The organism is Caloranaerobacter sp. TR13, assembly GCF_001316435.1.
Taxonomy (GTDB): Bacteria; Bacillota; Clostridia; order Tissierellales; family Thermohalobacteraceae; genus Caloranaerobacter.
In genome coordinates this window covers 96,080-122,499 of the sequence record NZ_JXLL01000002.1, presented here as the reverse complement: position 1 = coordinate 122,499, position 26,420 = coordinate 96,080, and the positions used below count along the sequence as shown (strand labels likewise).

Here is a 26,420-nt window from a genome sequence, read left to right as displayed (position 1 = left end):
TAAATACCCGATATTTTTTCTTTTAAACATTAAATATTCTAAGCAACATTATCTGGTATAAAGCCTTTAAATTGTGCCTTATAAAGTCTAGCGTATAAACCGTCTTTCTTGATTAATTCTTCATGCTTTCCTCTTTCTTGAATTCCTTTATCAGTTAATACTACAATCTCATCTGCATTTTTAACAGTAGACAACCTATGTGCAATAACAATAGTTGTTCTATCTTTTGATAATCTTTCTAAAGCCTGTTGAATAATAATCTCTGTTTCATTATCTAAAGCAGATGTTGCCTCATCAAGAATAAGTATAGGCGGATTTTTCAAGAACACTCTAGCTATTGATATTCTTTGCTTTTGACCTCCTGAAAGCTTTATTCCCTTTTCACCTATATATGTATCATATCCATTTGGCAAACTCATAATAAAATCATGTATATTAGCATTTTTAGCAGCTTCAACTACTTCTTCAAAACTAGCATCTGGTCTACCATATAAAATATTTTCTTTTATAGTACCTGTAAATAAAAATATATTTTGCTGAACTAATCCTATATTTCGTCTTAAAGATTTAATAGAAATATCCTTAATGTTAATTCCATCTAATAAAATTTCTCCTGAATCAACTTCATAAAATCTAGGTATTAAATGGCATAAAGTAGTCTTACCTGCTCCTGAAGGTCCAACTAGTGCTAATGTCTTACCAGCTTCAATAGTTAAATTTATATCTGATAAAACTTTATTCTTTTTGTCATTGTAGCTAAACGATATATTCTTTAGCTCAATTTTACCTTTAACATTATTAAGCTCTATAACTCCTTCTTTATCAACAATATTGGGCTCTATACTCAAGATTTCCATAAACCTCTCAAAACCAGTCATACCTGTTTGATATTGCTGAGTAAATTGAGTAAGTCTTCTAATAGGCTGCATAAAGAAATTTACATAAAGAAGGTACGCAACTAAATCTCCAGTATTAATTATCTTTTTGTATACAAATATGCCACCAACACTTACAACTACAACATTTAACATGTTGGATAGAAAATTGATACCTGTAAAAAATTCAGCCAAAGATTTAAACGCAAACTCTCTAGATTCCTTGAATTCTCTATTACCTATACTGAACTTTTGCATTTCGTATTCTTCATTTGCAAAAGATTTTGCAACCCTTATTCCTGAAATACTGTTTTCTAGCTGAGCATTTACATTAGCTATCTTTTTCCTTACATTTCTAAATGACTCTGTCATTTTCTTTCTCTTTGTAATAGCAAACCATATCATAGCAGGAACAAAAATAAATACTATTAATGTAAGTCTCCAATCTATAGTCATAAGTATAATAAAAGAACCTATAAGCATTATTATTGATAAAAATAAATCTTCTGGTCCATGATGAGCCAATTCTGATATTTCATTTAAATCATTTACAATTCTAGACATTATTTGTCCTGTTTTGGTATTATCAAAGTAACTTATATCTAATGTTTGAAGATGAGCAAATAAATCTCTTCTCATGTCGTGTTCCATTCTAGTACCAACTACATGCCCCCAATAATCAACTATATAGTTAAAAACAGCTCTAAAAATATATAAAACTACTAATACTATTGTAAAGATATATAATGTTCTTATCTTACCGTTTGGTATTATGTCATTAATTATTTGTCTTGTTATCATAGGAAATACTAGGTCTAATACTGCAACAAAAAAAGCACATACCATATCTAAAATAAATAATTTCATATGAGGCTTATAATATGAAATAAATTTTTTTATCATTTTCCCCCTCCTATCAATTATCGTCATTGCTCATTTGTTAAAGGTTTTCAAGTATTATAGAATATTATTACAAGTATGTCAATCAAATCTAATATAAAATACTAAAATTTCTGAATATTGATTGGTAGCTTTACTTTTCGATAATTTTAAACGATAATAGTCTTAATAAATGTTTTGGGGGTGGTATTTTGAATTTGTACTTTACTCTATTTGTAGTATTTTTTATACAATTTGTTATATCGTTTGAATCAAGCTTTATAAGCCCGATTGTTCCTTATTTATCTAATTACTTTAGCATTAAAGAAAGTAGCGTAATATATCTAAATTTAGGTTTTTCGATGATAGGTCTATTTTCACCGTTATTTGGTATGGCAGCGGATAAATATGGTAAGAAAAATGCTATTGTATTTGCAATTGTAGCCTTTCTAACAGGTACATTTATAACTGGATGGTCACCATCCCCTATAGTATTTGGTTTAGGTAGAATGTTAATAGGAATAGGAAATATCACTTTAACTGCCTCTTTACTTTCATACATAAGTGATTTTATTCCTTACGAAAATAGAGGAAAGGGTGCTGGTATTTTAAGAATTGCATTTGCTATTGCTATTCTTATAAGCCCAATATATAGTACTAATATGGTTAAATATTTCAACATACATTATCTGTATTGGTCTGTTTCTGTATTATCTATTATGATACTGTTTTTATCTGTAAAACTACCAAAAGACCATAACGAACATATTTCATGTTCTTCTGAACTTAATTTTAAAGAAGTAATTTCTATAACAAAAAAGCCCATAACTATTAAGTTTTTAATAATTCAGTTTTCATTAGTTCTTGCACCAATATTTATGTTTAGTTACCTTTCTATTTGGTTAAAACATAATTTTAACTTAAGTCAATCTTATATAGGTTATGTTTTTACTTTAACTGCTTTGGGAACTGTAACAGGTGTTATTATAGCAGCTATATTAAGCGATAAAATAGGAAAAATGAAGTATGGCATTTTAAGCTTTATTTTGATGACTTTAGTTTTAGCACCATTGCCTTACATTAAGTCAATATATCTGGTTATACCATTAACCTTTCTTTATGCATTAGGACTAGATGGTGGCTGGTCAGCATTTCAAGCTATATGCTCTGAAATATATCCAAATAGAAGAACTGTATTTATGACACTATTATATTTTGTTATTTCTGCATGTGCATTATTGCTTACTATTATTGGTCCATCACTATTTGAGTTAGGTGGATATAAATTAGTTATAGGTATTGGGACTATAAGTAATATAATTTCTATAATCTTACTTATTGATGTATCAAAGGATAAGAATTTTAATATAAAATAAGTAATAGAGAACAGAGTCTATGGTTTCTGTTCTCTGTTTACTATTCAGCTTTTATTTAACCTTTATTACAAAATTCTTCAGATATATTTTTAATTAATGCTGATGGTTTATCTTTATAATATATATACAATTCATGTAGAGGTCTTGTTATTGAAACATATAAAAGCTTTATATGAATCTCATTATTTGGATAAGACTTTTCTGAACAATCATGAACGAAAACTGCATCAAATTCTAATCCTTTAGCTAAATATGTTGGAATTACAACCACACCACTTTCATAAGTAATATCTTTATCAGTAATCAAATGTAAATCTGTAATTTTATATTCTTTAAGACTTTCGTAGACTTCTTTACTTTCCTTATTTGTCTTACAAATAACTGCTATTGACTTATATCCCTTATCTTTTAACCCTTTTATTCTATTTACTATATCTTCAATAATTTCGTCTTCACTATTCTTTCTTATTATATAAGGTTTATCTCCTGATCTTAAAACTGGCTCTGCAAAAGTAATATCTTCCTTTTTCCAATTTTTTATTACTTCGTTGGCAAAATTCATAATCTCCATAGTAGAACGGTAGCACTTTCTTATTGTTAAATATTTGGTTGAATCCTCATCAAATACTTCTTTTATTAAATCTTGCCAGCTGCCAATCCCTTTATATGAATGTATCCCTTGAGATAAATCTCCTACTATCGTAAAAGAATTACCAATATTTAACTTTCTTAAAATATACATCTGTAACTGACTGTAATCTTGTGCTTCATCTACTATAATATGGCTGAATTTACCTTTTAATTCTAAACCTAACAGTTTCATTTTCAAATATAATATAGCTGGTAAATCTTCTCTTTCTATTTCATCGTTTTCAAAACTATCTTTGCAGTAACTAATTATAAACTTAAGTTTTTCATCTTCTATTTTTCCATTTGAATACTTCTTAATTACATCAAAATCTGTAATAATGCTTTTATACAGCTCATCTATATCGATTTTTGGCCACATGGAAAAATATTTATTTATTGAGCTTTGAACAGCTTTTTTTACCTCGTTTATTTTTTTATCCCTTTCATCATATAACTTGATAAGTTCTTGCCTTATTTCTTCCTCACTTAAATCCAATTTCTTTATTTTAGCTATTATTTTTTGATAATCTTCATTAATACTTTCTACAATTTTCTCTATTCTTTCATCTATATTAGCTTTTATATATTTTTTTATTCTTTCTATTCTAGGTATGACAGGCAAGTAACTAAAATCCTTATCAAACATTTCTTTTACTTCTTCGTATGAATACACATCGTAATCTAAAACCTTAAAGCTTATCTTAGGAACGAAATCTTTAATCATATCTCTTATATATTTATCTAAAATCTTTTTAAATATCATTGAACCTTTAAACCAGGATGTATATTTAATATTTTCATAATATTTGTCATTTATACCACTATTTTCTATTAATTTAATAAGCTTGTCTTCAACCGATTTCAAGTTATATCTCTTGTTAAGCAATTTCATTGCTAAATCCTCATAAGTAGCCTGATTAATTTCTTCGACACCTAAATCTGGGAGCACATCTGAAATGTAGTCTAAAAATAGATTATTAGGAACAATAATTAGGATATTTTCTGGAGTAAATACATCCTGATAGGTATACATTAGATAGGCTATTCTATGTAAAACTATTGTAGTCTTACCGCTACCAGCAACCCCTTGTACTATCAAGGTCGCATCTTTATCAGCTCTTATTATATCATTTTGTTCACTTTGTATAGTCGTAACTATATCCTTTAGCCTATTGTCCTTCTTTTGCCATAACGCCTGTTGCAGAAATTCGTCCATTGGAGTAAGTCCCTTATCAAAGATATTTATAAGCTTTTTATTTTCAATTTCATACTGTCTCTTTAACTCTAATTCTCCAATTATTAGACCATCTGGTGTTGTATACATCACATCCCCTAATTCTCCACTATAATAAAGACTAGCTATCGGTGCTCTCCAATCAACTACTAACCTCTTTTCATCCCCCCTTCTTATAACACTAGTTTTACCTATATAAAAAGTTTCAAATTCATCTTTACCTAATTCTCTAAAATCAATCCGTCCAAAGTATGGTTTATACTGAGCCCTTATCAACTGCCTATATTTCCTTTTATTAGCTTCTTGTATCGTAGTCTTTACTACCATTTCATCACTATAATTACCTCTAGTCGATTTTTTCAGCTTATTAATCGATTCATCCATCTTTTTAATTTCTTTTTCTAAATGCATTATCTCATCATATATGCAATCATAAGTAGTATTTAAGTTTTTATTTTCTTTTTCATAATCTGGATGTTTATTGGCTAACATATTATCTCTCCCATCTCCGTAAAGTACAGTAAAGTAATTTTATATGAAAAGAATAAAAAAATAAAGTATATTTCATACACATGTATTACTATATAAAATAAAGAATATTAATAAACTCTTTAAATCTTAGTTAGTTTATTTTTTTCTTGCATAAATGACATTTTTAGTATATAGTATATATGGAAAAAGGCTAAAGGGCATTGCACTAGAGCAATGCCCTTAATTTTGTATTATGTAAACTAATCAAGACGGCAATAAGATAAATATTCATATATACAAAAGATATTATACCTGTGTCATTTATAAAAACCGAAATAATAGAACTAATAAATATTACACAAATACATTTACCAACCTCTGAATTTTTTAAATTTCTTATACAAATATTCTTATCTTTATATAATTTGTAAATATAATAAAGCTGACCTAGAGAAATAATACTCCAAGGTGGGATTAAAACCATTATAGTAAGCTGCTTCATTTTATTTATTATTGAATCAAACAATTCAATAAAACCAACTATCTCAATTCTTGATAACAGCTTTCCAATATGGTTTAAACTATATCCATTGAACTGTACTATAAAGTTTGATAAAAGAAATATAAAACTGAATCCTATCAGTAGAATAATACTTTTATTATTCTTATCGTAGTAAAACATTTCATATATTAAAATTAAAAAAATCAAGATAGAAGTTATATAGCCTCCAAAATTAACCCCATATTCCCCAGACAGAGCCAATATTATTAATGGAAAATACATTATAAGAAATAAGAAAAAAACTATTCTATCTTTTATCTTTTCTCTTATACTAAAATACACTATTATTGAAGTTGCTAATAAAACCCCCATAATTTCATTGTTTAATCCATAAAATCTTCCACCAGCTACTATGTTGTTATATCCTATAAACGAATCATATATTATGTTGTTATTTAAAAAAATCCCATAAAGAATAAGTATATTTGTAAAAATAGATATATTATATGCAGCATTTTCTTTTTTAACTAATAAGAATGATAGTAAAAATGAAGACAATGAAACTATTATGAAGTATATGAAAATACTCCTATGTATTTTAAAAAATCCAAACAAAAGAGAAAAAAATATAATTGAAAGTATCGTATTCATCAAAAACTTTCGTATTTGCTTTTTTAACTTTTTGCCAAATATCACAAATAGCTGCAATACTATGATTATTCCATGAAAAATGTATTTTATAATATTTAGGTTGAGAAATTCTTTTAAATAGTTTTTACATTGTACAATTGGTTTACTTTTAGGTATAACCTTAAAACTTCCGCCAATAAACCTGTCTGTTGGTATGTCAAACAAACCTGCTGCATAAGGAAAAATATCTAAACTTGTTATTACTCCCTCTCTCTTTGTTGTATTGCTTTTAAGTATCCCTTCCTCTCTATCAGGTGTTATATAAATAACTGGAACTAAAGTAGTATTCCACTTTATATTTATATCTCCTGATATGGTCTTAGGAAATATAATAATGTGATACTTCATCTTTTCGATATATTTTTTCAGCAATCCAATTCTTTCTTCTTTATTGTTTAATTCATATGAAAGTATAAGTATATTTGCCTTTTCTAATATCTGTTTTGACTTATTATTAAGCCACTCTTCTTCATAAACAACGTTATTTTCACCATACTCAATATACCCATTTATATTTGCAGCAATAAGCGAAGAAGAATCATTACCAATATACCCGACTTTAACACCTCTTTTACTAAAAAAGTCACCAAATGTAGAAATTTCCCGGGAAAAAACTAAATATTTTTGCTTTAAATCTCTAATTATATCTTTGAATCCATTTATATATAAACTGCCGTCTTTATTTTTTCTTATTCCCTTATATAAACTTGATCTTACTTTAACTCTTCTACCTGTCGCAATAGTTAGAAAGTAGCTTTCTCTATCCTTTGATTTATAAAAATATCCTGTTTTTGTATTCATAAGTCCTACTGCTTTATTAGCGTTTTGAGTAATTTTTTCGACCAAATCAAAATCTAATTCATCTAATATAATCATTATTAATTTAGGTCTGTTTTCTGCTAATACTAAGTTGTTATAAAACAAAATGAAAGTTAGTAATAAAAGTATAGTTATTAAAAGCTTTTTTGTTTTCATATATACACCCTTTAATACACAATATAATTTGTTATAGAGAAAATCCCTACAATAATCGAAAGTATCCCTAAAAATAGTTTAATTTCATAATAACTATCATAAACAAAATCCTCTTTTATTATAAATATTCTATCTTTAACAATCTTTTTTATATCATATCTTTCCTCTATTATTAGAAATACTCCAAGAAATATAAATAATATTCCTTTGTATAGCAAAAAACCACCCCTATGTCTATATACGGATATCTATATTGTAGTCTTATTTTAGGTTTGATATACAAACTGATTTACCATTCAAAAAGATTTAAAGACGGCAGAGCCGTCTTTAATCTTTTTTCTCTTTTTCTTGTTCTATTTTATGCTCTATCTCATATCTTATAAATTTAGCAAGTATCAAACCATAGGTAAGAACCACAAGAGGCCATATACTTATTGTATTATGCCAATTAATAAAAATGTAAACAGATGTAACTATCATTACTAAATAATTTACTGCATAAAAAATGATTAGTGATTTTTTTGAAAATGAAGATAATCTTTTCCCCTTCAAAAAGCATCCCCCATTTTATCATTTTTGAGATTAGAAGCTAGATACCTTTTATATAGATTATATGAGATTAAAATTTGTTTGATACTTACAGACAAGGGAACACAAACAATGTACCTGTCCCCTTGTCTGTGCTGATTATTTAGTTATAACATACTCTAACCACAACCCCTGTCTTCAAAACAATCTCCACTTCAACCAAAGATACAACTCTTATCTTTTCTACTAACACCCTAAATAATTCTTCATCAAGTTTCTTTATCATTTCATTTCCATTTCCAAGATCAATCCGTTATATTCATTTTCATATTTTTTAATGTCAGTACTTCTTATACCTATAATCTACAAAAATAAACTTCTCTATTTGATATTTCACTTCAATTCAATCTTACAACCACATTCTGATCCTATTTGGCATAATTTTTAAGTTGTTATACAGAAAGTTTATCAAATCATTTTTTGAAATAATTTTAATATTATCATTATTAATGTTTTTATAATTTTCAGAAGAAGTAAAAAGATATATTTTATTATCCCCTTCTAATAAATGTTCAAATTCCCTTCCATCTAATAGAACATTACCAGTTTTTACTTGAGCGTATGCTAGATGGGTGCCATCTCTACTTACCATAACAAACTCATATTTCTGCGTATCAATCTTATTACTACTTGAGTAAAGCAAATAATTTTTTTCATATTGTAAATACAGACTTACAATCTCCTCAACATCTTCTGGCAATAATGATTCTAATATGTCATTTTTATCAAGCTCTGGTACCTCATAATATTCTGTTTTGCTTTTTTCATTATAAATTTTCATTGACAATATTAATGCAGGATTTACATACGTATTATTCTTTTTATAACCATGTATTTTTTGAATTGTGGACCTTGCCCTAAAAGCATTCACTACTTTACCTGGTACATTTTCAACAGTTCCAACTTTGATAAACTTAACTGGAATCACATTAACAACATCAGCATCGTAATTAGCATTATCGCTCTCATATCGCCATTTCCCTTCAACTCTACACAAATAATAAATACCTTGATGGCGAGTCCAAACTAAATCATCAATTTCAATTTTTTTAAATGCATTTATCGCAGTTGAAAGTCCTTTGCTTTTATATTGAATTTTCCCAAGCTTTTCATATTCTTCAATATCCTTAATCTTCTTTCCATTTACATCTTTTAATGGCCATCCAAAACCCAATATTCCTCTTTCTAGGCAAAACATAAATGAATCTATGCCTTTTTTACTAGCAGTCTTTATGTTCATTCTCCATAAGTTCAAATTAAACCCTCCTTGTTGTTGTCAATGAAAATCCGGCAAAAATCGAAAAAACCCCTACTTTAAGTAAAAAAATTTAATTAGATTTAAGTCTTTCTTTTTGTTCTTTCATTCTATAACTTTCACCTTTAATTAAAGCTAAATGACAATGATGTACTATTCTATCTAGTATAGATGATGCTAATATTAAACCAAAGAATATGATATTCTATTCATCAAATGACTTATTTGAAGTAATAATAGTTGACTTGTATGCAATAACGAGACAAGCAAATCTATTTTAAATTTTATTGAAACAATAATTACAACTCTCTCACTACTTCTTCATCTAAAATCTCTTTTCTTTGCTTCCAGTCTGGCATCAATGCTGTAAGGAAAGCATAAAAGTCAGCATCATGATTTTTATATTTAAAATGTATTAACTCATGAAGGACAACATAATCGATACAAAATTTAGGTGCTTTTATTAGTTCATAGTTTAAAATAATTATGTTTTTATCTCTAATACATGAACCCCATCTTGCTTTCATTGTTCTTATTTGAATATCAGGCTTTTTGATACCATACTTTTCTATAACCTTATATACTCTATCCAAACTTTCCTTAAAGTTTAACTTAGCCTTTTCTCTAAACCAGTCATTTAAAAGTCTTTCTTTTCTACTGTAATTGTTTTTATCCTTTACATAAAGATATATAAATCCTTGAAAATACTTCACACCTTCATATTCTCTTTCATTTACTTCTTCAACTTTAAGTCTGTATTGTTTTCCAAGATATTTGAAACTTTCTCCACTAACGTAATCTTTTTTTATTGTATTTTCTGACTGCACATTCTTAAAATAACTAATATTCTTAAGAATCCAAGGAGCTTTATCCTTAACAAAATTAAGGATAAACTCCAATGGTACATTTTCATTTGCAGATACAACAATCGATAGGTCAGGTCTTACATTGAGATTGATGTTTTTTACTTTTTTTCTATACAGTTCAAATTCAATTGTTTTTCTGTTGTATGTTATAGAATGTTTTTCCATATTTATCACCTAATACCTTCTAAGAGCAACAGTTTTTATATTTTCAATAATTTTATCAATTTGATCAAAAGTCAAATCAGGAAAATATTTTTTCTTAGCTATATATAAAAGACCATCTATTTCTCGTGAAATACTTTTATGAACATCTGGGTTATCATGCCAATCTACTTTCCTGTATTTTTCAATAATTATATCTACATCAGTTGCTATGTCAGCTAAAATATTTTCATAATTATATATTTCAGGTTTTTCACGCACCCCTTCAGCTTTTTGAGCATCATAAACTTCCTCTTCTTCAAGTACCTCTTTTATTACACCATAAAAAGCCTGAGCATTAACATTATTCTTTATTTTTTCAGGATATACAGTTCCTGAATAACCTTTCCTAAAATCCTTCATCACTTTACGCATTTTTTCAAGATACTCTGCTTCTGAAATACGTTTATTTTTGTACTCATTTAATATTTCTTCTATGCGCTCAGAAAATTTCTTATAATAAGCTGGATTTTCATCCCATTTTTGATTAATACGCTTGGCTATACGTGTTCTAATAGCATCCGCCTTCGCCCTTGGAGAGCCCAATCTCATAAGCTCGTCTTCAAACTCTTCTTCATTTAAAATATCTACTGGATTAGTTATTTGGATAACATCTTCTGCTGCAATATAAGTATCCATTAGATTTCTCATCTTTGCTTCATATTCCTTATGGTCAATAGTATCAGAATATCTTATCTTAACTGATGCTCTAAGTTCTTGATAAAATTTAAGTTCTTTTTTATACATGTTTATATCTTTTTCACCAATAGCATTATAAACGTGGTCAGATTCAAGGGCAATTCCAAGATACTTCCCAAACTGAGAAAGCTCTTTATAAAAGTCATTTCTAATACCTTCATCAGCAAGGATAAGTTCATATTCTTCCTTATCGGATTTATTTTTAACCCCTTTAAAGATAGCAACTAAATTCGAATAAGACTCACGTAGTTTTCCTACTACACTAATCACATCTACAAGGGCGCCTTCAAGGTCTTTACCGTCAAAGTTTTCAAGTCCTGCTCCTGAATATACCTTCATAGCAGCATCTAATTCCTTTATAAGTCCCCTATAATCTACAATAAGACCGAAATCTTTACCTTCATGAAGACGATTAACTCTAGCTATTGCCTGCAGTAGAGTATGTTCTTTCATAGGTTTGTCAATATAAAGAACTGTTGCCCTTGGAGCATCAAAACCAGTTAATAGCTTATCTACTACAATTAAGATGTCTATTTCATCACCATATATAAATTCATTTTTTATATATTCTTCATATTTAATTGGGTCAGAATATTTTTCCATCATCTTATTCCAAAACTTACGTACTCTATCCTTTGGTTCTTCGTCTACTTCTTCATAACCCTCCCTCATATCAGGAGGAGAAATTACTACAGCTGTACTGATATCATCATATTCTTCAAAGGCTTCTTGATATCGTATAGCATCAAATTTAGAAGCCGTTGCAAGCATGGCTTTGTACTGAGCATTTTCTGATTTGTAAAACTTTGTAAAATGCATATAAATATCATCGGCAATGAGTCTTATTCTCTGTTCTGATGAAGCAATTTTTTCAAACTTGCTCCATTTCTTTTTTAATTCTTCAGCCTGTTTTTCATTTAGATTTCTAGTAATCATTTCTATTCTCTTATCTATGGCATTACGGTTTACAGTTTGTTCAACTAATCTTCCTTCGTAAAGAAGTGGAACAATAGCTCCGTCTTCAACACCATCTTTGATAGTGTATTTATGAATAAATCTTCCACCAAATTTAGCCATTGTGTTCTTTTCTTTTTTCATAAGAGGAGTTCCAGTAAATCCTAAATAACAAGCATTAGGAAATACCTTTCTCATTTTAATATGTAACTCTCCATATTGTGTTCTATGGGATTCATCAACTAGTATAAATATATCCTTTGATTTAATAGGCTCTTGATGCTTAGCAGCTGTTTCAAATTTATGAACAAGGGATGTTATAACATCAGCACTATTGCTATTAATAAGTTCAATAAGATGTTTCCCACTAGTTGCCCTTTCTGCCTTAAGTCTTGAATGGTTAAAAGTTTTATGAATTTGACTGTCTAGTTCTATACGATCAGTAATTACAAGGACTTTAGGATGAACATCTGCCATTTCTGAAAGAATATATCTTGCCAACATAACCATTGTCAAGGATTTACCTGAACCTTGGGTATGCCATATTACACCTGATTGACGATTGCCATTTTTATCTTTTTGCTGGATTGTTTTAATAATTTCTTTTACAGCAAAATACTGCTGATAACGGGCAATTTTTTTCACATTTTTATCATAGAGAGTAAAGTATTTTATAAGTTCAAGTACTCTTTTAGGATGAAAAAGAGAAACAATATTCTTGTCTTGCGTAGTTGGAATTCTTCCCACTACTGCCTTTTCTAATTCTGTTTTAAACCATTCATACTCACTTGTATTTTCATCCTCTTTCCATATAGACCAAAACTTCTTAGGAGTTCCTGCTGTGGCATACATAGTTTCATTTTTATTTGTAGCCATAACAATTTGAATGAATTTAAAAAGATTAGGAATATATTCTTTCCCCTGATTTCTAATCATCTGGCTAATACCTTGATCAATAGAAATAGAAGCTTTTTTACATTCAATGACACCAAAGGGAATACCATTGATAAACAGAACTATGTCAGGTCTAACATGACCTTGACCATCTTCCCTTTCAACACTGAATTCTTCTACTACATGGAATACATTGTTCTCAGGATGTTCCCAATCTATATAGTTGATATTAAATGACCTTGTGCCATCTACATCAGAAAGTTTTTCGGGATAGCTGCGACCTAAAATAAGGGAATCATAGATTTTTTCATTGGTCTTTATTAGTCCATCCGTAAGGGCTTCATCAATATCAAGCATGGCTTGCTTGATGTTCTTTTCAGAGAATTTATATCGTTTACCTTTATACTCAAAATCGTTTATTTCTTTTAGCTTTTCATAAAGAATATCTTTAAGTATTACGTTATACAAATTCCCTCTCATCATTTCAGCTTTTTCAGGTGGTAAAACAATGTATCCAATTTTTCGAAGAACCTCTAATGCTGGAATCTGTGATATATTCATTTCATCATATTCTTTAGCTCGATTCATATAATTCACCTCTTTTTTTAGTGAATAGTTAATAACTAATAGTGAACGGTGAATAACTTATTCGTTGTTCACCATTCACTACTCAATATTTCCTTTTATTTAATTATTCACTATCTTTTACTCTAACAATACCAGTTAAAAGTAGCTGCATAAGTCCTTTTTTCTGGAGTTTCAAAGCTTCCAGTTCTTTTATAAGAAGTGATATTTCTTTATCTATATCATTAAGTATTTTCGAAATTGCTTTCTGCTCTTTTATATCAAGAGGAATCAAAAAACTAACATTAAGAAATGCATCTAATTTTACAGCCATACGTTCAACAAGTGTTCCTTCAGCTTTTGTAGCAAAATACCTAATGTTTCTTTCCCAGGTTAAGAGATGTGCTATGAAGTCTATACAATATCTATTCTTATTTTCTACATACAATACCTCATATATAGGAGATAACAAAACTGGCATCTCATTTTTGTTTAGAGCAATAGCTCCAAATCTAAGATTCGAAGGATTATAAACAATATCATTTTTATAAGTTATCTTATATTGTTTATCATTTGATTTAACTAAAAACTCTCGATTATATCTATCTGTTTTTGGTGTTACACCGTCCTCGATTGTAAGGGAATATAATTTCAGCTTATCTGTTATTTTACTTTTTTCTTTGCGAGGTTTTAAGATTCTTTTAAGTTTTACTTCCTTCCACTCTCCCTTAAACCCAGGTAATCTTTTCTTGTCAGTTAAAAGCAGCTGCATAAGTCCTTTTTTCTGCTTTTTCTTTTCCTCAATAAGTTTCTCTTTTAGCTCAATTGCTTTGTCCCAGGTGGAGAGAATTTCGGCGATTTTTTGTTGTTCATTTAAACTAGGTAATTGTATTCTAAACTTTTTCATATCTCTTTGGAATAAATGAGGTATTGAACTTCCAGAAGTTTTTTCATTTATCAAACGTTCAAATTGTTTTCCATTTAATATATGGTAAAGAAATTTCGAGTTTAATTTACTTGATTTTACTCTAACAAGCATCATAGTTGAATTAATTGTTGCTTTACCTGGCAAATAACTAATATAAGCAGGATTCCCTAGTGAACCATCTTTACTTAAAATTACATCTCCAACTTCTAATGCAATCTCCATAGATTCTTTATATCTTTCAATTGATATATGGTCACATTCATCCCATATTATATTTGGAGATTTAATATGCTTACCAGCAATTAGATATGGACCTTCATCTGTATATTCTTCTTGTTTTAATCCCCTCCAACCTATTCTACCTCTAATATCTGAGTGATTTTCAAGAAAATCTACTTTCCAATCCTCAGGAATTATACCAATCTTCGTTTTCTTATACCCCTCAGGCACTTCTCCTCTTTTAATCTTCTCTATCCTTTCTTTAATATCAGGCTGCATCTATATCACCTCTTCACTGTTTGCTGTTAATTAATTTATTCCAAACTCTTCCAAATACTTCACCATCTGCATTTCTACTTCTGCTAGTTCTTTTTTAATCTTAGCAATGTTTTCTGCCACAGCTTCCATATCAACCATTTCTTCTTCCTCAAATGTATCTACATATCTTGGGATATTAAGGTTATAGTCATTTTCTCTTATTTCATCAATGGTTGCCACATAAGCAAATTTATCTATGTTTTCGTATTTTTCATAAGCGTCTACAATTCTCTGTATATCTTCTTCTCTAAGTTTATTTTGATTTTTCCCCTTTTCATAATAGTCATCGCCTGAAGCATCTATAAAGAGAACTTCTTTTTTATCTCTGTTCTTTTTAAACACTAATATACAAGCAGGTATTCCTGTTCCGTAAAATAAGTTTGCTGGAAGCCCTATAACTGCATCTAGTAAATTATGTTCTATAATTTGTTTTCTAATCTTGCCTTCACTTGCTCCTCTAAATAATACTCCATGAGGTAATACAACTGCCATTCTTCCCCCTTCTGCCAAAGAATGAAGCATGTGAAGTACAAAGGCATAGTCTCCCTTTGATGATGGAGGAACTCCCCAGCTAAATCTTTTATGTGGGTCTAAAGAAGGCTCCATTTTAAACTTTTTGTCACTTCCTTCACCTGCAAAACCCATAGCCCATTTATCAAGGGAGAATGGAGGATTTGCTACTATAACTTGGAATTTCATAAGTTTACCATCTTTATCAAGATGCAGTGGATTTGAAAGGGTATCTCCCCACTCAATTTTGGCATCATCTATATTATGTAGGAACATATTCATTCTACAAAGAGAATGGGTTTGACCATTTCTTTCTTGTCCGTAAATCTGCGCCTTGCCTGAAGGTACTTTCTTATAAGCTTTAATAAGAAGTGAACCTGAACCACATGTTGGATCATAAATTCTATCATTTTCTTGTGGGTTAACAAGTCTTGCTAGAAGTTCTGATACTTCTGCAGGAGTAAAAAATTCTCCACCCTTTTTACCTGCATCTGAAGCAAAATTTGCTATCATATATTCATAAGCATTACCGATAACATCTTCATCAGCAAGTCTTGATGGTCTTAAATCAAGCTCTTTAAAATCCTCTAACAAATGCTTTAGCATGGCATTTCGTTCTTTTGTACTTCCTAGTATAGATTCAGAATTGAAATCTATGTTTTTAAATACACCTCTTAATTTAGTTTTATTCTCTTCTTCAATGTTGGCTAACGCTTCATTAATAATTTCTCCAATATTTGGCTGATTCCTTCTTTCATATATGTAATCAAAGGTTGAAACCTCATCAAGTACAAATCTTTCATACCTCATTTGTCTTGCAACCATTTCTTCATCATTGTCATATTTAGCCATTAATTCTGCTTTATGTTCTTTATAGATATCGCTAATGTATTTTATAAATAGCATTACAAGTATATAGTCTTTATAAATAGATGAATCAATCTTACCTCTGAAGGTATCGCAGGCCCTCCATAAAGTTGCGTTAACTTCTTCTTGTGTAAGTTTTTTAATAGTCATGCCAAATTCCTCCTCTACATCATTTTATTAATTATAGCTTTGTGATATTTGTTTTTTTCTTCAATTAGCTGTGAAAGCAACTTTTTCTCTTTTAATATTAATTTGTTAATTTCTACTACTTTCTTTTGCTGATTAATATCAGGAAACATTACAACTACATCTCTCAGCATACTTGTTTTAATTATTTGAATTGCTGAGCCTATTAATCTTTTTGCATAGTAACGTTTCATCTTATCGCTGTTTAAATAGATGCTTAAATATTCAGGTATTAGAATATCTGTTTCTAGTCTGATAACCGTAAATAGAGAAGGTATCAGTAATCCTATATGGTCTTTATCAATAACAATAGCTGTGTTGGGATAGCTAAGCCTGACAATCACATCTCCTTCCTGGGTCAAATATTTATCATCAAGCATTTCATTGCTTTCAAATTCCTCAAGTTCTTCAACATTAAGCCAACCATCCTGTTCAAAACTTTTTAGTGTTAACATTTTATATTTTTTAATAATTTTTTCAGGTAATTCTGCTTGTTTTCTTTTAACAACAAGACCTGTAGTAATACTTGCAATATCGCCTATTTTTCTCTTTTGAAAATTCCCAATACTTATTCACCTCTTTCGTGTTATTTTTAGCCTAGTACAATTTTATTTAATGTAAATATATCAAATTTTCCATAACATGTCAACACTTATTTTTGTACTAATTCAAAAATAACATTTATATACTAAAATATAAACACCTACATAATTACTTCAATTACAACATTTATGTAGGTGTTTTTTATAATAAACTATTCGATACGGCCTAAAAAATAGTCTTCTATATATTCCCAGTAGTCATCGCTATTTTTACAAGTATCTATCATTCTTTTCAAAGTTTTATACTCTCTATTATCTTTCTCATAGCATTTCTGTAAAACAGAATTTACGTACTTAGTTACATTTAGCTTATCTGGTACATTTACTTTTATTTTGATATTATCTAAGTTTCCTCCTATAACTTTATACGTTCCTATCTCTAATAGTTCTAACATGTAAGCTAGAATCATTCTAACTCTAGTGCCTTGTGTACTTGCTAGAAATTCTGGTAATAGATACTCCTCATATTCCTGAGAATGATTAAACAATTTAACAAAAAGATCTTTATATGATTTTACAAAAATATCTGTTATTTGCTGTTTCTTTACATAAACAACATTATTTTCATCATCACTTGTTTCATTATTTTTTACATTCATTTTACTATAAAATAATTCATATGAATTGCTATCAGCTTTATCTGAAGTAAGTAATGAAGTCATTAAATATAATATTTTTTCAACTTTATCATTATCTTGTCCTATGCCAAGTTTCTTTTTTATTTGTTTTTCTATCTGTTCTAAAGTTGAAGATTTACTTAATTCATTATAAATTTCCTTAACTAAATCAAGATAACTGCAAAATTTGTTATACGCCTTATTATATTGTAAATTCAATTTTATATATATTAAAAATCTTGGACTAATCTTTATCTCATCTAACAATTTTTCATTAAAGAAATTAAATTTTATCTTTCCATACTTTTCATTCCCAACCTCTTCTTCATAATACCTCTTCAAATTAAACTCTACCACCGTACCATAGGATTCTTTTTTTACAATATTAGCATATTTTGCAAACTTCTCTTCATATTCTTTTCTCTTGATATCCTTTTTATCTATAAAAGCATAATAAGTTGACTTTTCTTCACCTGGATATACCCTAATTATTGGAAATTTGAATTTATTATAAAAATCTTTTTCTATAAAAAATAGAGCTTGTTTGATTTTATTGCTTAAGTTGATGTTATCAGCTTTTAAATCAATAAATTTAAACTCATCTAAAGAAATAAGCAATGTATTTTTTTGACTATCTTTATATTTTTGATATATTTTTTGAACTATTTGTCTTAATTGCCATGTTCTAAATCTTGATATGGTTTTAAGTATTTTCCAAAAACTAAAATCTTTTTCGTTAAAATCACAAACTGCTTTTCCTATCAATTCTTTTTTTCTTGCCGCTCTTCCGATTTCTTGAACATAATCGGCTACATTACCTGAAACAGCAAAATGATAAACCATTTCTATATCTTTTATGTTTATTCCCATTCCAAATGCTTTTGTAGCTATAACACATTTTATCTCTCCTGTTTTAAACTGTCTAATTATTCTTTTTCCTTCTTGTCCTCCTGTTTCACCTGTAAAAACTGCAACTTTATCTTTCAAATCATCATCTAATAAATTATACAAATCATAGCTAATAGTTTTAAAAGGTGAATATACAAGTAGTTTTATGTCATTACTTATACATTTCTTAATTACCTGAATAGTTTTTTGCTTTTTAAATTCTCTATATGAACCATCATATTCTTCTAATCTATTTATATTAATTTCTATATTATTTCTCTTTACATCAGTCATATACACTGAAGTATCATCTGACAGTCTTAAGTCCTTGCTAATTTCATTAACTGTATCATTAATCCCACCATACACTGCAGTAGCTGTTAAAGCTAATATAGGAAAAGTAGAGTTTAATTTTCTATATCTGTATATATAATTACCTAAATATCCATAATCAGCTCTAAAATCTCTTCCCCAACTTGTTACACAATGGGCCTCATCTACTACAAAAAGTCCTACTTTCCTATTTTCGCCTATTAACTGTCTTATATCATAAATTCTTTGTAAAAACTCTGGAGATACAAAAACAAGAGAATAAATTCCTTTCTTAATTCCTTCTAATCTTTGTTGTTTTTGTACGTAAGAAATATCTGAATTAATATATGTAACATGTCGTAACTTTAACTTATGCATCTCTTTATATTGATCTTCCATCAATGCTCTCAAAGGGGAAACAACTATGGTTACTAGTCCCTCCTCATGAAGTATTATAGATGGAAGTTGATAAAGTAAAGACTTTCCAGCACCTGTAGAAGCTATGAAAAATACATCATGAAAATTTTCTCCATTACGAGCTTTCCTTGACTGTTCCATAATCTCTAAAATTATATCCTCTTGAGAAACTTTTACAAGTTCTTTAGGATTGTTTCCTAGTAAATTATATGCATTATAAATTCTGAAATCAGATTTCCAATGTTTTTTCATTAATTCATTAACCTTTTCTTTATAAATACTAAAACTATACTGCTTTTCTGTTTTAATTGTTATATATTTAATTTTGATATTGTTAGAAATAAGATAACCAACTAAATCTTCTAGCAGAATATCTAAACCATCTAAAATAAAATATACTGATTCATCTTCTAAAATATCAACAAAAGCTTCTTTATAATTATTTAAATTGTATTTTGTATCTAAATCTACAAATCCACAAGTTAAATTAATAACTTTTCCTGTTAAATCCTTTATTTCATTTACTTTACAATATTCATAGACCTTTTCGTCTTTATAACCTAGTACTGGATATATATCTATATTATCAATCTCTACTTTAATATCTCTATATAATCTACAGAAATTGATTCCATTATCTGTTTTCACTGGATGTATATCATAATATTTAAATAAATAATCTATTTCTTCATCTTCATAATTATTGATATCATTTCCTTTTACATATATATCTTCTATGTGTTCTCTATTTATTTCAATATCATTTAATATATTGAATGGATTAGTAATCACAAGAACCTTTTTATCTTTTATTAAATCAATATAGCCAATCATATTTATCATAAGTTCATAAGGTATAACTGCCTTTTTTCCAAAGTTTAATTCCATAATAATTTTTATCACTTGATTTCGATAAAAATCATCCATCTCATTATATGTGGAAAATTCTCTAATATCAGCTCTTATTATGTAATCAGGAATTTCTTGGTATAAAGCCATTAATTCTTTTGTTGTATAGTTTTTAAAAACATATAAATCATAATTACCATTCATTAACAACTCAAAAACAGAATTATTAAATTTTTCAATAATATTAGCCATTGTATCCCCCCTGTTAATTTAAGTAAGCTCTTAATCTTTTTGACCTAATTGGATGTCTAAGTTTTTTTATTGCTTTAGTTTCTATTTGTCTAATTCGCTCTCTAGTAACCCCCAAATTTTTACCTACTTGTTCTAAGGTTTTTTCCTCACCATTATCAAATCCAAATCTTTGTCTTATAACATTTTCTTCTCTAGGTTTTAAAGTTGATAAAACTAAATCTATCTCTTTACTTAGTTCTTTCTTGATAATAATATCTTCTAAAGATTCTTCTTCATCTGCAGGAATAAACTCTATCAGTTCAGATTCTTCTTCATCTCCAACAAAAGCATTAAGAGAAGATAAATTTAAAAAAGTATTGTTTATTTTTTTTAGTTCATAATATTTTTCAATTGTAATATCAAGAGCTTTGCATATTTCTTTTTCATCAATATCTAGTCCCATAATAGCAAACTTATTTTCTAATCGAATTAATTTTTCTATTTTTTCGTTTAAATGTACAGGTAATCTTATAATATAACCTTTATCTTGCACAGCTCTTCTTATTCTTTGTTTTATCCAATAAACGGCATATGTAGAAAACTCATTATTTCTATTTGTATCAAAACTCTCAATCGCATGTATCATGCCAAAAACACCTTCATTTACTAAATCATCATATTCTAGAGAACTTTTTGCTGAATATTTATAGGCATATTTTTTTATTAATTTTATATTGTTTACAATAATTTGATTTCTAATATTTATGTCTTTTGTCTTTTTATATTCTTTGATTAGTCTTAAATTCTCATTAAAACTTTTATACCAGTATGATTTATTATCTTCCTTTTCATTATTTACCGTATAATCTTCTTCAAATTCTATTTCTAAAACCTCATTAATGTTTATTATTTCTTTTCCTAATTCATCTTTTAAAACGGCTATAACATTTTTAAATATTTCAATGCTTGGTGACTTGCCTATTAAACTTTCTAAATCGTCATATATCTCAAATGCATCAATAAAACTATTATTATTTTTTCTATACTTAATAATTAACTCTTTAACTTTCACAATAATGCCCCCTAGACCCCATGGTAGCATAAAATTTTCACACAATTAAAGATGATTTAACACCATTTGAAAACATCACAAAAAGTAATCAACCATAACAAAAATCAACTTTTTTAACTTTAACACATTATGAATATTCTTCATACTACATAATTCTGGAAATTTATGCTAAGTTTTTTCTACAAATATCTTACTTATTCCTTCTTAAATGATGAATTTAGAACAAAATCATTCTACAATCATCGATAAAAAACGCCTTTTTTTCAATAGATAGCTTTTGTTTACGTTAATCTTAAAATAACTCTACTTAATTTAGAATAATAAAAAGATTTAAACATAAAACATACCTCATAAAATAGTTTAATTATGGAAGATAAACTCAGATCAAGGAATAACATTTATCCACTGATCTTGAAAAGTTCTAAACCATCTTTTGATTTTTCCCTTAGATTCAGAACTTTAGGAACGTGCGTAACAAAGAATAGTGCCTGAAGAAACGCAGATAAACTGCATCTGTTGACTCTTGTAAACCTTACCATTGTCAACAAAAAGCTTTTTAGGGATACCACTTTTGGCTACGCCATTTTTAAAAGTAGATAAAAGAAATAATAATTATCAGAAAAAAAGCTTCACAGCAAACAATAAGTCTGCTAGCATTTGAATTCAAACTCAAAAGCTCTACAATCCGTACAACAAATGTTTTTACAAGAAATATTACATTTAGAAATAAATCTTTGAATAGTTGATAAAGAAATTTGATCATTAATTCAGATTAAATAATCTTGTATTTTTTAGTCAAATTATTTAATCTAACTAATACTTCTAAGATGAAATAAATTACTGTTTTTGGTTTGTTTTAGGTTGAAATAAAGTGCTGTTTAACAAATAACGATTACAAATCCTATTTTGATTAGAAATTTAAGATTAGTTCGTTTCAATTCCTCATAGGTACTCTAATAACTCATTACACACATTGATGTTACCATATTTTAGTAGCTAAGTCAATCAATCGATTTTTTACATTATCTTCACTAATATATATAAAATTAGTATTCTCTATATCATAATTTACTTAGAAATTTTTTCTAATTTAAAAGGGATTTATATATATTTTGTAGAATAGTACCACTTATGCGAAAAATAAGGAGGGATTGTATTGAAAATTGCAATAGTTGGAGCTGGTAATGGTGGAACAGCTATTCTAAAGTCGCTATCAAAAATCGAAGAAATAAGTATCGAAATAATTGTTGATACCAATTTAAATGCACCTGGTATTTTATTAGCTAAAGAATTAGGTATAAGATATTCTAATTCAATAGACGATATAAACTGCAATGTTTTGGATATGATTATTGAAGCAACTGGTGTTGAAAAAGTATCAATGCTATTAAATCAGAAGTTTGGTGGTAGTTGCAAGATAATTGATTCTAAAGGTGCATACCTTATAATGACATTGGTAGAAAGAGAAGTAAAAACTTTAGAAAAGCTAAATTCACAAATGTCAGTAATTGCTGATACTTCTTCAGTAGTTCAAAAACAATTAGAAGACATAACATCTTCAGTAAAAAGCATACATGATGTTAGCGAAAACTTATTAAATACAGCTGAGGTGTCAAATAAGTACATAGAAGAAAGTGATAAAATAGTAAGTTATGTTAATAAAATAGCTCAACAAATCAAAATTCTAGGTCTAAATGCAAATATTGAAGCAGCAAGAGCAGGAGAACACGGAAGAGGTTTCTCTGTTGTAGCTAATGAAATCCAAAAGCTTGCTAATAGCAGTGAAACTTTTGCTAAAGAAATAAATGAAATGCTGATTAAACTAGCTAATGAAATAAGAAAAATTAATGTAGAAATAGATAGCCTTAAAAAACTTTCACAAGTTCAATTAGATGCTTCAGAAACTGTAAGTGTAGCTGTTGAAAGGCTTAAATCTGAAACTATGGATTATAAAATGTGACCTCTAGTCACATTTTTTGTTTTTTTCATCAACTTTAATAGCAATACCTAGAATAAAATAGTATAGGTATTACATACCTAGTTAATACTAAATAATCGCCTAATATCAAAATATTTTATAAATTACTGCCTTTTTTGAAGTTTTACTTATTTATATAATAGGAGTACTATAATGAGTGGGCCTAAAATGCACTACTTCAAAAGTGCGTTTTTTATGTTCTATTTATTGGATATATTTATTAATTTTGGTTTTATTTTCTATGCAAATCATATCAAAAGAGGTGGTTATTTATGAATCCTTTTATGAGCCTAGGTATTGCACTAGTTTTAGGTATATTATTTGGACAACTTATGAACAAATATAAAATTCCTGCTGTTGCTGGATATATAATAGCAGGGCTTATAGTCGGAAAGTCTGGCTTAAATATTGTAAATAGTGAAATGATAGAAAAGTTGTCTTTTTTAAGCGACCTTGCATTAGGTATAATCGCATTTAACATAGGAAGCGAACTGAAAATACCTGTAATAAAAAAACTAGGCAAACCAATTTTTATAATAGCTGCTTGTGAATCAATGGGGGCATTTATACTCGTAACTTCAATAATGCTTCTATTAAAACAGGGGATCGGTACAGCACTAATATTAGGAGCAGTATCTTCAGCAACTGCACCTGCTGCAACAGTTATGGTATTAAAAGAATACAATGCAAAGGGACCTTTGACAAGTACCCTTTTGGGCGTAGTAGCAGTTGACGATGCAATATGTCTAATGATTTATGCAGTGGCTTCTTCAATCTCAAAAGTATTTATCAAACATGAAGTTGTTACAGTTTATAAAGTTTTAGTTCATCCAATTACTGAAATAGTTTTATCATTACTAGCAGGCTGCATAGCAGGTATACTTTTAGCTTATCTAATTAAGATATCTAAAAAAGAAAATGAAATGTTGCCATTCACAACAGGAGTTATCATATTGCTTATAGGAGTTGCTTTAAAATACAATCTATCTCCATTATTATCAGCAATGACACTTGGTATTATAGTTGCTAATATTTCTTCTAATAGCAGAAGAGCATTCTCTTCAATCGAGATGTTTTCACCACCTATAATAGCGGCATTCTTTACACTTGCTGGTTCAAGACTTGATATTGCTTTATTACCACACATAGGTTTAATTGGTATTGCATATCTTGTATTTAGAATCTTAGGAAAAGTGTTAGGTGCTTCAATTGGTGGTATGGTATCAAAAGCTCCTCTTAGTGTAAGAAAATATCTAGGTTTTGGACTTTTATCTCAAGTAGGGGTAGCAGTAGGTTTAGCAATTATAGTAAGCAGAGAGTTCCCTGGAACTCAACTAGGTTCTATTGTAATTACAATACTTCTAGCTACAACAATTATTACAGAAATTATAGGACCTATTGCAACCAAAAATGCTATAATAAAAGCTAAGGAGTGTAATGTCTAATTAAAGGAGGTATTGGGGTTGTACGCTTTATTTGTTGTTATAAATGAAATATATAAACTTGATGCAATTCTTGAAAGATTTTTCGAAATAGGAGTAGGTGCTACTGTAATCGATAGCGTTGGTATGGGGAAAGTGCTTCTTCAACACAATGTGGAAGTTCCTATTTTCTCAAGCATTAGAAGAATGATAGAAGGTAATAGACCTTACAACAAAACTATTATAAGTGTTATCAGAGATGAAGAAAAATTAAGAAAAGCGATACAAGCTATAAATGAGGAATTAGACTATATAAATAATCCTGGAATAGGTTTCGTATTTGTTGTTCCCGTATCAGAATGTTACGGTTTTGGTATAGAAAAAAATAAAGCATAAAAAGACAGGGGCTTTAATTTCCCTGTTTTTTTAACTAGCTATAAAACTGTTTATCTTGTTTGATAGTTCTAATAATTTGTCATTTATATTACTTATTTTTTGTATAATACTACTAGCCATTTCATATTGTCCTAATTTATAGAACATAAGAGCTTTACGATATTTAATATCTTCCATTCTTGAGTTATCTATCTCTTTACTCCTAACTAGCATACTTTCTGCCAAATTTAAGTAAATTAATCCTTCATTAAAGTTACCTTCGTTATATAATATTATTCCTACATATTTATATACATCAGAAATAGATACATAATCTTCTATTTTAGAATAATAAATTATTGACTCTAAAAACAATGTAGTAGCACAACTAAAATGACTTCTTAAAAGCTCATTTTCGGCTTTTAAAAATAATGCTTTAGCTTTATATTCATCTAAATTATATTTGTTTGACAATAGTATAACGTTATATAAACATGAATTTATTTCATAAACACTTATATTTTTTCTTGATTCAACATATGTAATCCCCTCTAAACACTTATCCTTAGCCATATCTTTTTCAGTTTTCAGAAACAAAGAAGCACTTACATCTATATCAATGCCTTTTTGTTTAGCTAACTTATTAATCTTATCCGAAAGATAAATTGCATTAATTATGTTTATTTTTCTTTTATCGTTTTCAAACATAGAAATGTAATTTTTAGAAAATTTCTCCCCCGCCAGTTCTTCCTGCTTAACATCTAAAATTTTTCTAATCCTCTTCAGTCTCTGTCCTGGACTTAACAATTCAATATCTTTCATTTAATCACTCCCCCAAAAACAGTACGTTATACATATCGTCATATATTATTTTATCATAATTTTCAAAATTTTTCTGTTATTTTTTGTCGGATTTTTTTCTTTTTTCTGACTTTTGTAATATTGCTAATATAATTTTTCATCTTAAATACTATTAG

The 26,420-nt window shown here is 28.3% G+C and carries 20 protein-coding genes; 4 read left to right on the top strand and 16 right to left on the bottom strand.

Going from position 1 to position 26,420, the window contains the following annotated elements; genetic code table 11:
- Positions 1–38: 38 nt before the first annotated feature.
- Positions 39–1,778 carry an ABC transporter ATP-binding protein gene (locus TR13x_RS03700; RefSeq protein WP_054870554.1) on the bottom strand — a complete coding sequence of 580 codons (1,740 nt, stop codon included), beginning with the start codon at positions 1,776–1,778 and terminating at the stop codon, positions 39–41.
- Positions 1,779–1,966: 188 nt separating this feature from the next.
- On the opposite strand from TR13x_RS03700, the gene TR13x_RS03695 reads away from it, so the two are divergent.
- Positions 1,967–3,130 (top strand): MFS transporter, encoded by a 1,164-nt coding sequence (locus tag TR13x_RS03695; protein WP_054870553.1) that lies wholly within the window; start codon positions 1,967–1,969, stop codon positions 3,128–3,130.
- 55 nt (positions 3,131–3,185) lie between these two features.
- Here the strand turns inward: TR13x_RS03695 and helD are convergent, their stop codons facing one another.
- From helD to TR13x_RS03635, 14 genes are all read right to left on the bottom strand, one after another.
- Positions 3,186–5,486, bottom strand: coding sequence for an RNA polymerase recycling motor HelD (gene helD, locus TR13x_RS03690; RefSeq protein WP_054870552.1), 2,301 nt, complete (start codon positions 5,484–5,486; stop codon positions 3,186–3,188).
- 205 nt (positions 5,487–5,691) lie between these two features.
- A complete protein-coding gene (locus TR13x_RS03685; RefSeq protein ID WP_054870551.1) occupies positions 5,692–7,632 on the bottom strand; it encodes a hypothetical protein in 1,941 nt (646 codons plus the stop codon).
- Between the two features lie 11 nt (positions 7,633–7,643).
- Entirely contained in the window at positions 7,644–7,850 is a 207-nt protein-coding gene (locus TR13x_RS03680) for a hypothetical protein (RefSeq protein WP_054870550.1), read from the bottom strand.
- Positions 7,851–7,959: 109 nt separating this feature from the next.
- On the bottom strand, positions 7,960–8,184 hold the full coding sequence (locus TR13x_RS03675) for a hypothetical protein (protein WP_054870549.1): 225 nt from the start codon (positions 8,182–8,184) through the stop codon (positions 7,960–7,962).
- A 139-nt stretch (positions 8,185–8,323) separates the two neighbouring features.
- Positions 8,324–8,446 carry a hypothetical protein gene (locus tag TR13x_RS11335; protein ID WP_255351304.1) on the bottom strand — a complete coding sequence of 41 codons (123 nt, stop codon included), beginning with the start codon at positions 8,444–8,446 and terminating at the stop codon, positions 8,324–8,326.
- 123 nt (positions 8,447–8,569) lie between these two features.
- Positions 8,570–9,475: a hypothetical protein gene (locus tag TR13x_RS03670; protein ID WP_054870548.1), complete on the bottom strand. Its 906-nt coding sequence runs from the start codon at positions 9,473–9,475 to the stop codon at positions 8,570–8,572.
- A gap of 73 nt (positions 9,476–9,548) precedes the next feature.
- Positions 9,549–9,659 carry an ATP-binding protein gene (locus TR13x_RS11405; protein WP_369813263.1) on the bottom strand — a complete coding sequence of 37 codons (111 nt, stop codon included), beginning with the start codon at positions 9,657–9,659 and terminating at the stop codon, positions 9,549–9,551.
- Between the two features lie 115 nt (positions 9,660–9,774).
- On the bottom strand, positions 9,775–10,506 hold the full coding sequence (locus TR13x_RS03665; protein ID WP_054870547.1) for a M48 family metallopeptidase: 732 nt from the start codon (positions 10,504–10,506) through the stop codon (positions 9,775–9,777).
- Between the two features lie 9 nt (positions 10,507–10,515).
- Positions 10,516–13,677 carry a type I restriction endonuclease subunit R gene (locus TR13x_RS03660; RefSeq protein WP_054870546.1) on the bottom strand — a complete coding sequence of 1,054 codons (3,162 nt, stop codon included), beginning with the start codon at positions 13,675–13,677 and terminating at the stop codon, positions 10,516–10,518.
- 103 nt (positions 13,678–13,780) lie between these two features.
- Positions 13,781–15,079: a restriction endonuclease subunit S gene (locus TR13x_RS03655; protein WP_054870545.1), complete on the bottom strand. Its 1,299-nt coding sequence runs from the start codon at positions 15,077–15,079 to the stop codon at positions 13,781–13,783.
- A gap of 30 nt (positions 15,080–15,109) precedes the next feature.
- Positions 15,110–16,645: a type I restriction-modification system subunit M gene (locus TR13x_RS03650; RefSeq protein WP_054870544.1), complete on the bottom strand. Its 1,536-nt coding sequence runs from the start codon at positions 16,643–16,645 to the stop codon at positions 15,110–15,112.
- A 14-nt stretch (positions 16,646–16,659) separates the two neighbouring features.
- Complete coding sequence (locus TR13x_RS03645) at positions 16,660–17,247, bottom strand: restriction endonuclease subunit S (protein ID WP_255351307.1); 588 nt, start codon at positions 17,245–17,247, stop codon at positions 16,660–16,662.
- A gap of 188 nt (positions 17,248–17,435) precedes the next feature.
- The gene (locus TR13x_RS03640; protein ID WP_054870542.1) at positions 17,436–20,618 is read right to left on the bottom strand and encodes a DEAD/DEAH box helicase; all 3,183 of its coding nucleotides are present in this window, start codon (positions 20,616–20,618) and stop codon (positions 17,436–17,438) included.
- 13 nt (positions 20,619–20,631) lie between these two features.
- Positions 20,632–21,669, bottom strand: coding sequence for an RNA polymerase sigma factor RpoD/SigA (locus TR13x_RS03635; RefSeq protein WP_054870541.1), 1,038 nt, complete (start codon positions 21,667–21,669; stop codon positions 20,632–20,634).
- Positions 21,670–22,825: 1,156 nt separating this feature from the next.
- On the opposite strand from TR13x_RS03635, the gene TR13x_RS03630 reads away from it, so the two are divergent.
- The 3 genes from TR13x_RS03630 (at position 22,826) to TR13x_RS03620 (ending at position 25,464) form a co-directional block, all read left to right on the top strand.
- On the top strand, positions 22,826–23,629 hold the full coding sequence (locus TR13x_RS03630) for a methyl-accepting chemotaxis protein (RefSeq protein WP_054870540.1): 804 nt from the start codon (positions 22,826–22,828) through the stop codon (positions 23,627–23,629).
- Between the two features lie 290 nt (positions 23,630–23,919).
- A complete protein-coding gene (locus tag TR13x_RS03625; protein WP_054870539.1) occupies positions 23,920–25,092 on the top strand; it encodes a cation:proton antiporter in 1,173 nt (390 codons plus the stop codon).
- Between the two features lie 18 nt (positions 25,093–25,110).
- Positions 25,111–25,464 (top strand): P-II family nitrogen regulator, encoded by a 354-nt coding sequence (locus TR13x_RS03620; protein WP_054870538.1) that lies wholly within the window; start codon positions 25,111–25,113, stop codon positions 25,462–25,464.
- A gap of 30 nt (positions 25,465–25,494) precedes the next feature.
- On the opposite strand, the gene TR13x_RS03615 is transcribed toward TR13x_RS03620, so the two are convergent.
- On the bottom strand, positions 25,495–26,265 hold the full coding sequence (locus TR13x_RS03615) for a helix-turn-helix domain-containing protein (protein WP_054870537.1): 771 nt from the start codon (positions 26,263–26,265) through the stop codon (positions 25,495–25,497).
- Positions 26,266–26,420: the final 155 nt, after the last annotated feature.

Bases quoted from the DNA above. Each gene is read 5' to 3' on its own strand.
- TR13x_RS03700 (WP_054870554.1), bottom strand. From the start codon at position 1,778: ATGATAAAAAAATTTATTTCATATTATAAGCCTCATATGAAATTATTT.
- helD (WP_054870552.1), bottom strand. From the start codon at position 5,486: ATGTTAGCCAATAAACATCCAGATTATGAAAAAGAAAATAAAAACTTA.
- TR13x_RS03685 (WP_054870551.1), bottom strand. From the start codon at position 7,632: ATGAAAACAAAAAAGCTTTTAATAACTATACTTTTATTACTAACTTTC.
- TR13x_RS11335 (WP_255351304.1), bottom strand. From the start codon at position 8,446: ATGATAAAGAAACTTGATGAAGAATTATTTAGGGTGTTAGTAGAAAAG.
- TR13x_RS03665 (WP_054870547.1), bottom strand. From the start codon at position 10,506: ATGGAAAAACATTCTATAACATACAACAGAAAAACAATTGAATTTGAA.
- TR13x_RS03660 (WP_054870546.1), bottom strand. From the start codon at position 13,677: ATGAATCGAGCTAAAGAATATGATGAAATGAATATATCACAGATTCCA.
- TR13x_RS03655 (WP_054870545.1), bottom strand. From the start codon at position 15,079: ATGCAGCCTGATATTAAAGAAAGGATAGAGAAGATTAAAAGAGGAGAA.
- TR13x_RS03650 (WP_054870544.1), bottom strand. From the start codon at position 16,645: ATGACTATTAAAAAACTTACACAAGAAGAAGTTAACGCAACTTTATGG.
- TR13x_RS03640 (WP_054870542.1), bottom strand. From the start codon at position 20,618: ATGGCTAATATTATTGAAAAATTTAATAATTCTGTTTTTGAGTTGTTA.
- TR13x_RS03625 (WP_054870539.1), top strand. From the start codon at position 23,920: ATGAATCCTTTTATGAGCCTAGGTATTGCACTAGTTTTAGGTATATTA.
- TR13x_RS03615 (WP_054870537.1), bottom strand. From the start codon at position 26,265: ATGAAAGATATTGAATTGTTAAGTCCAGGACAGAGACTGAAGAGGATT.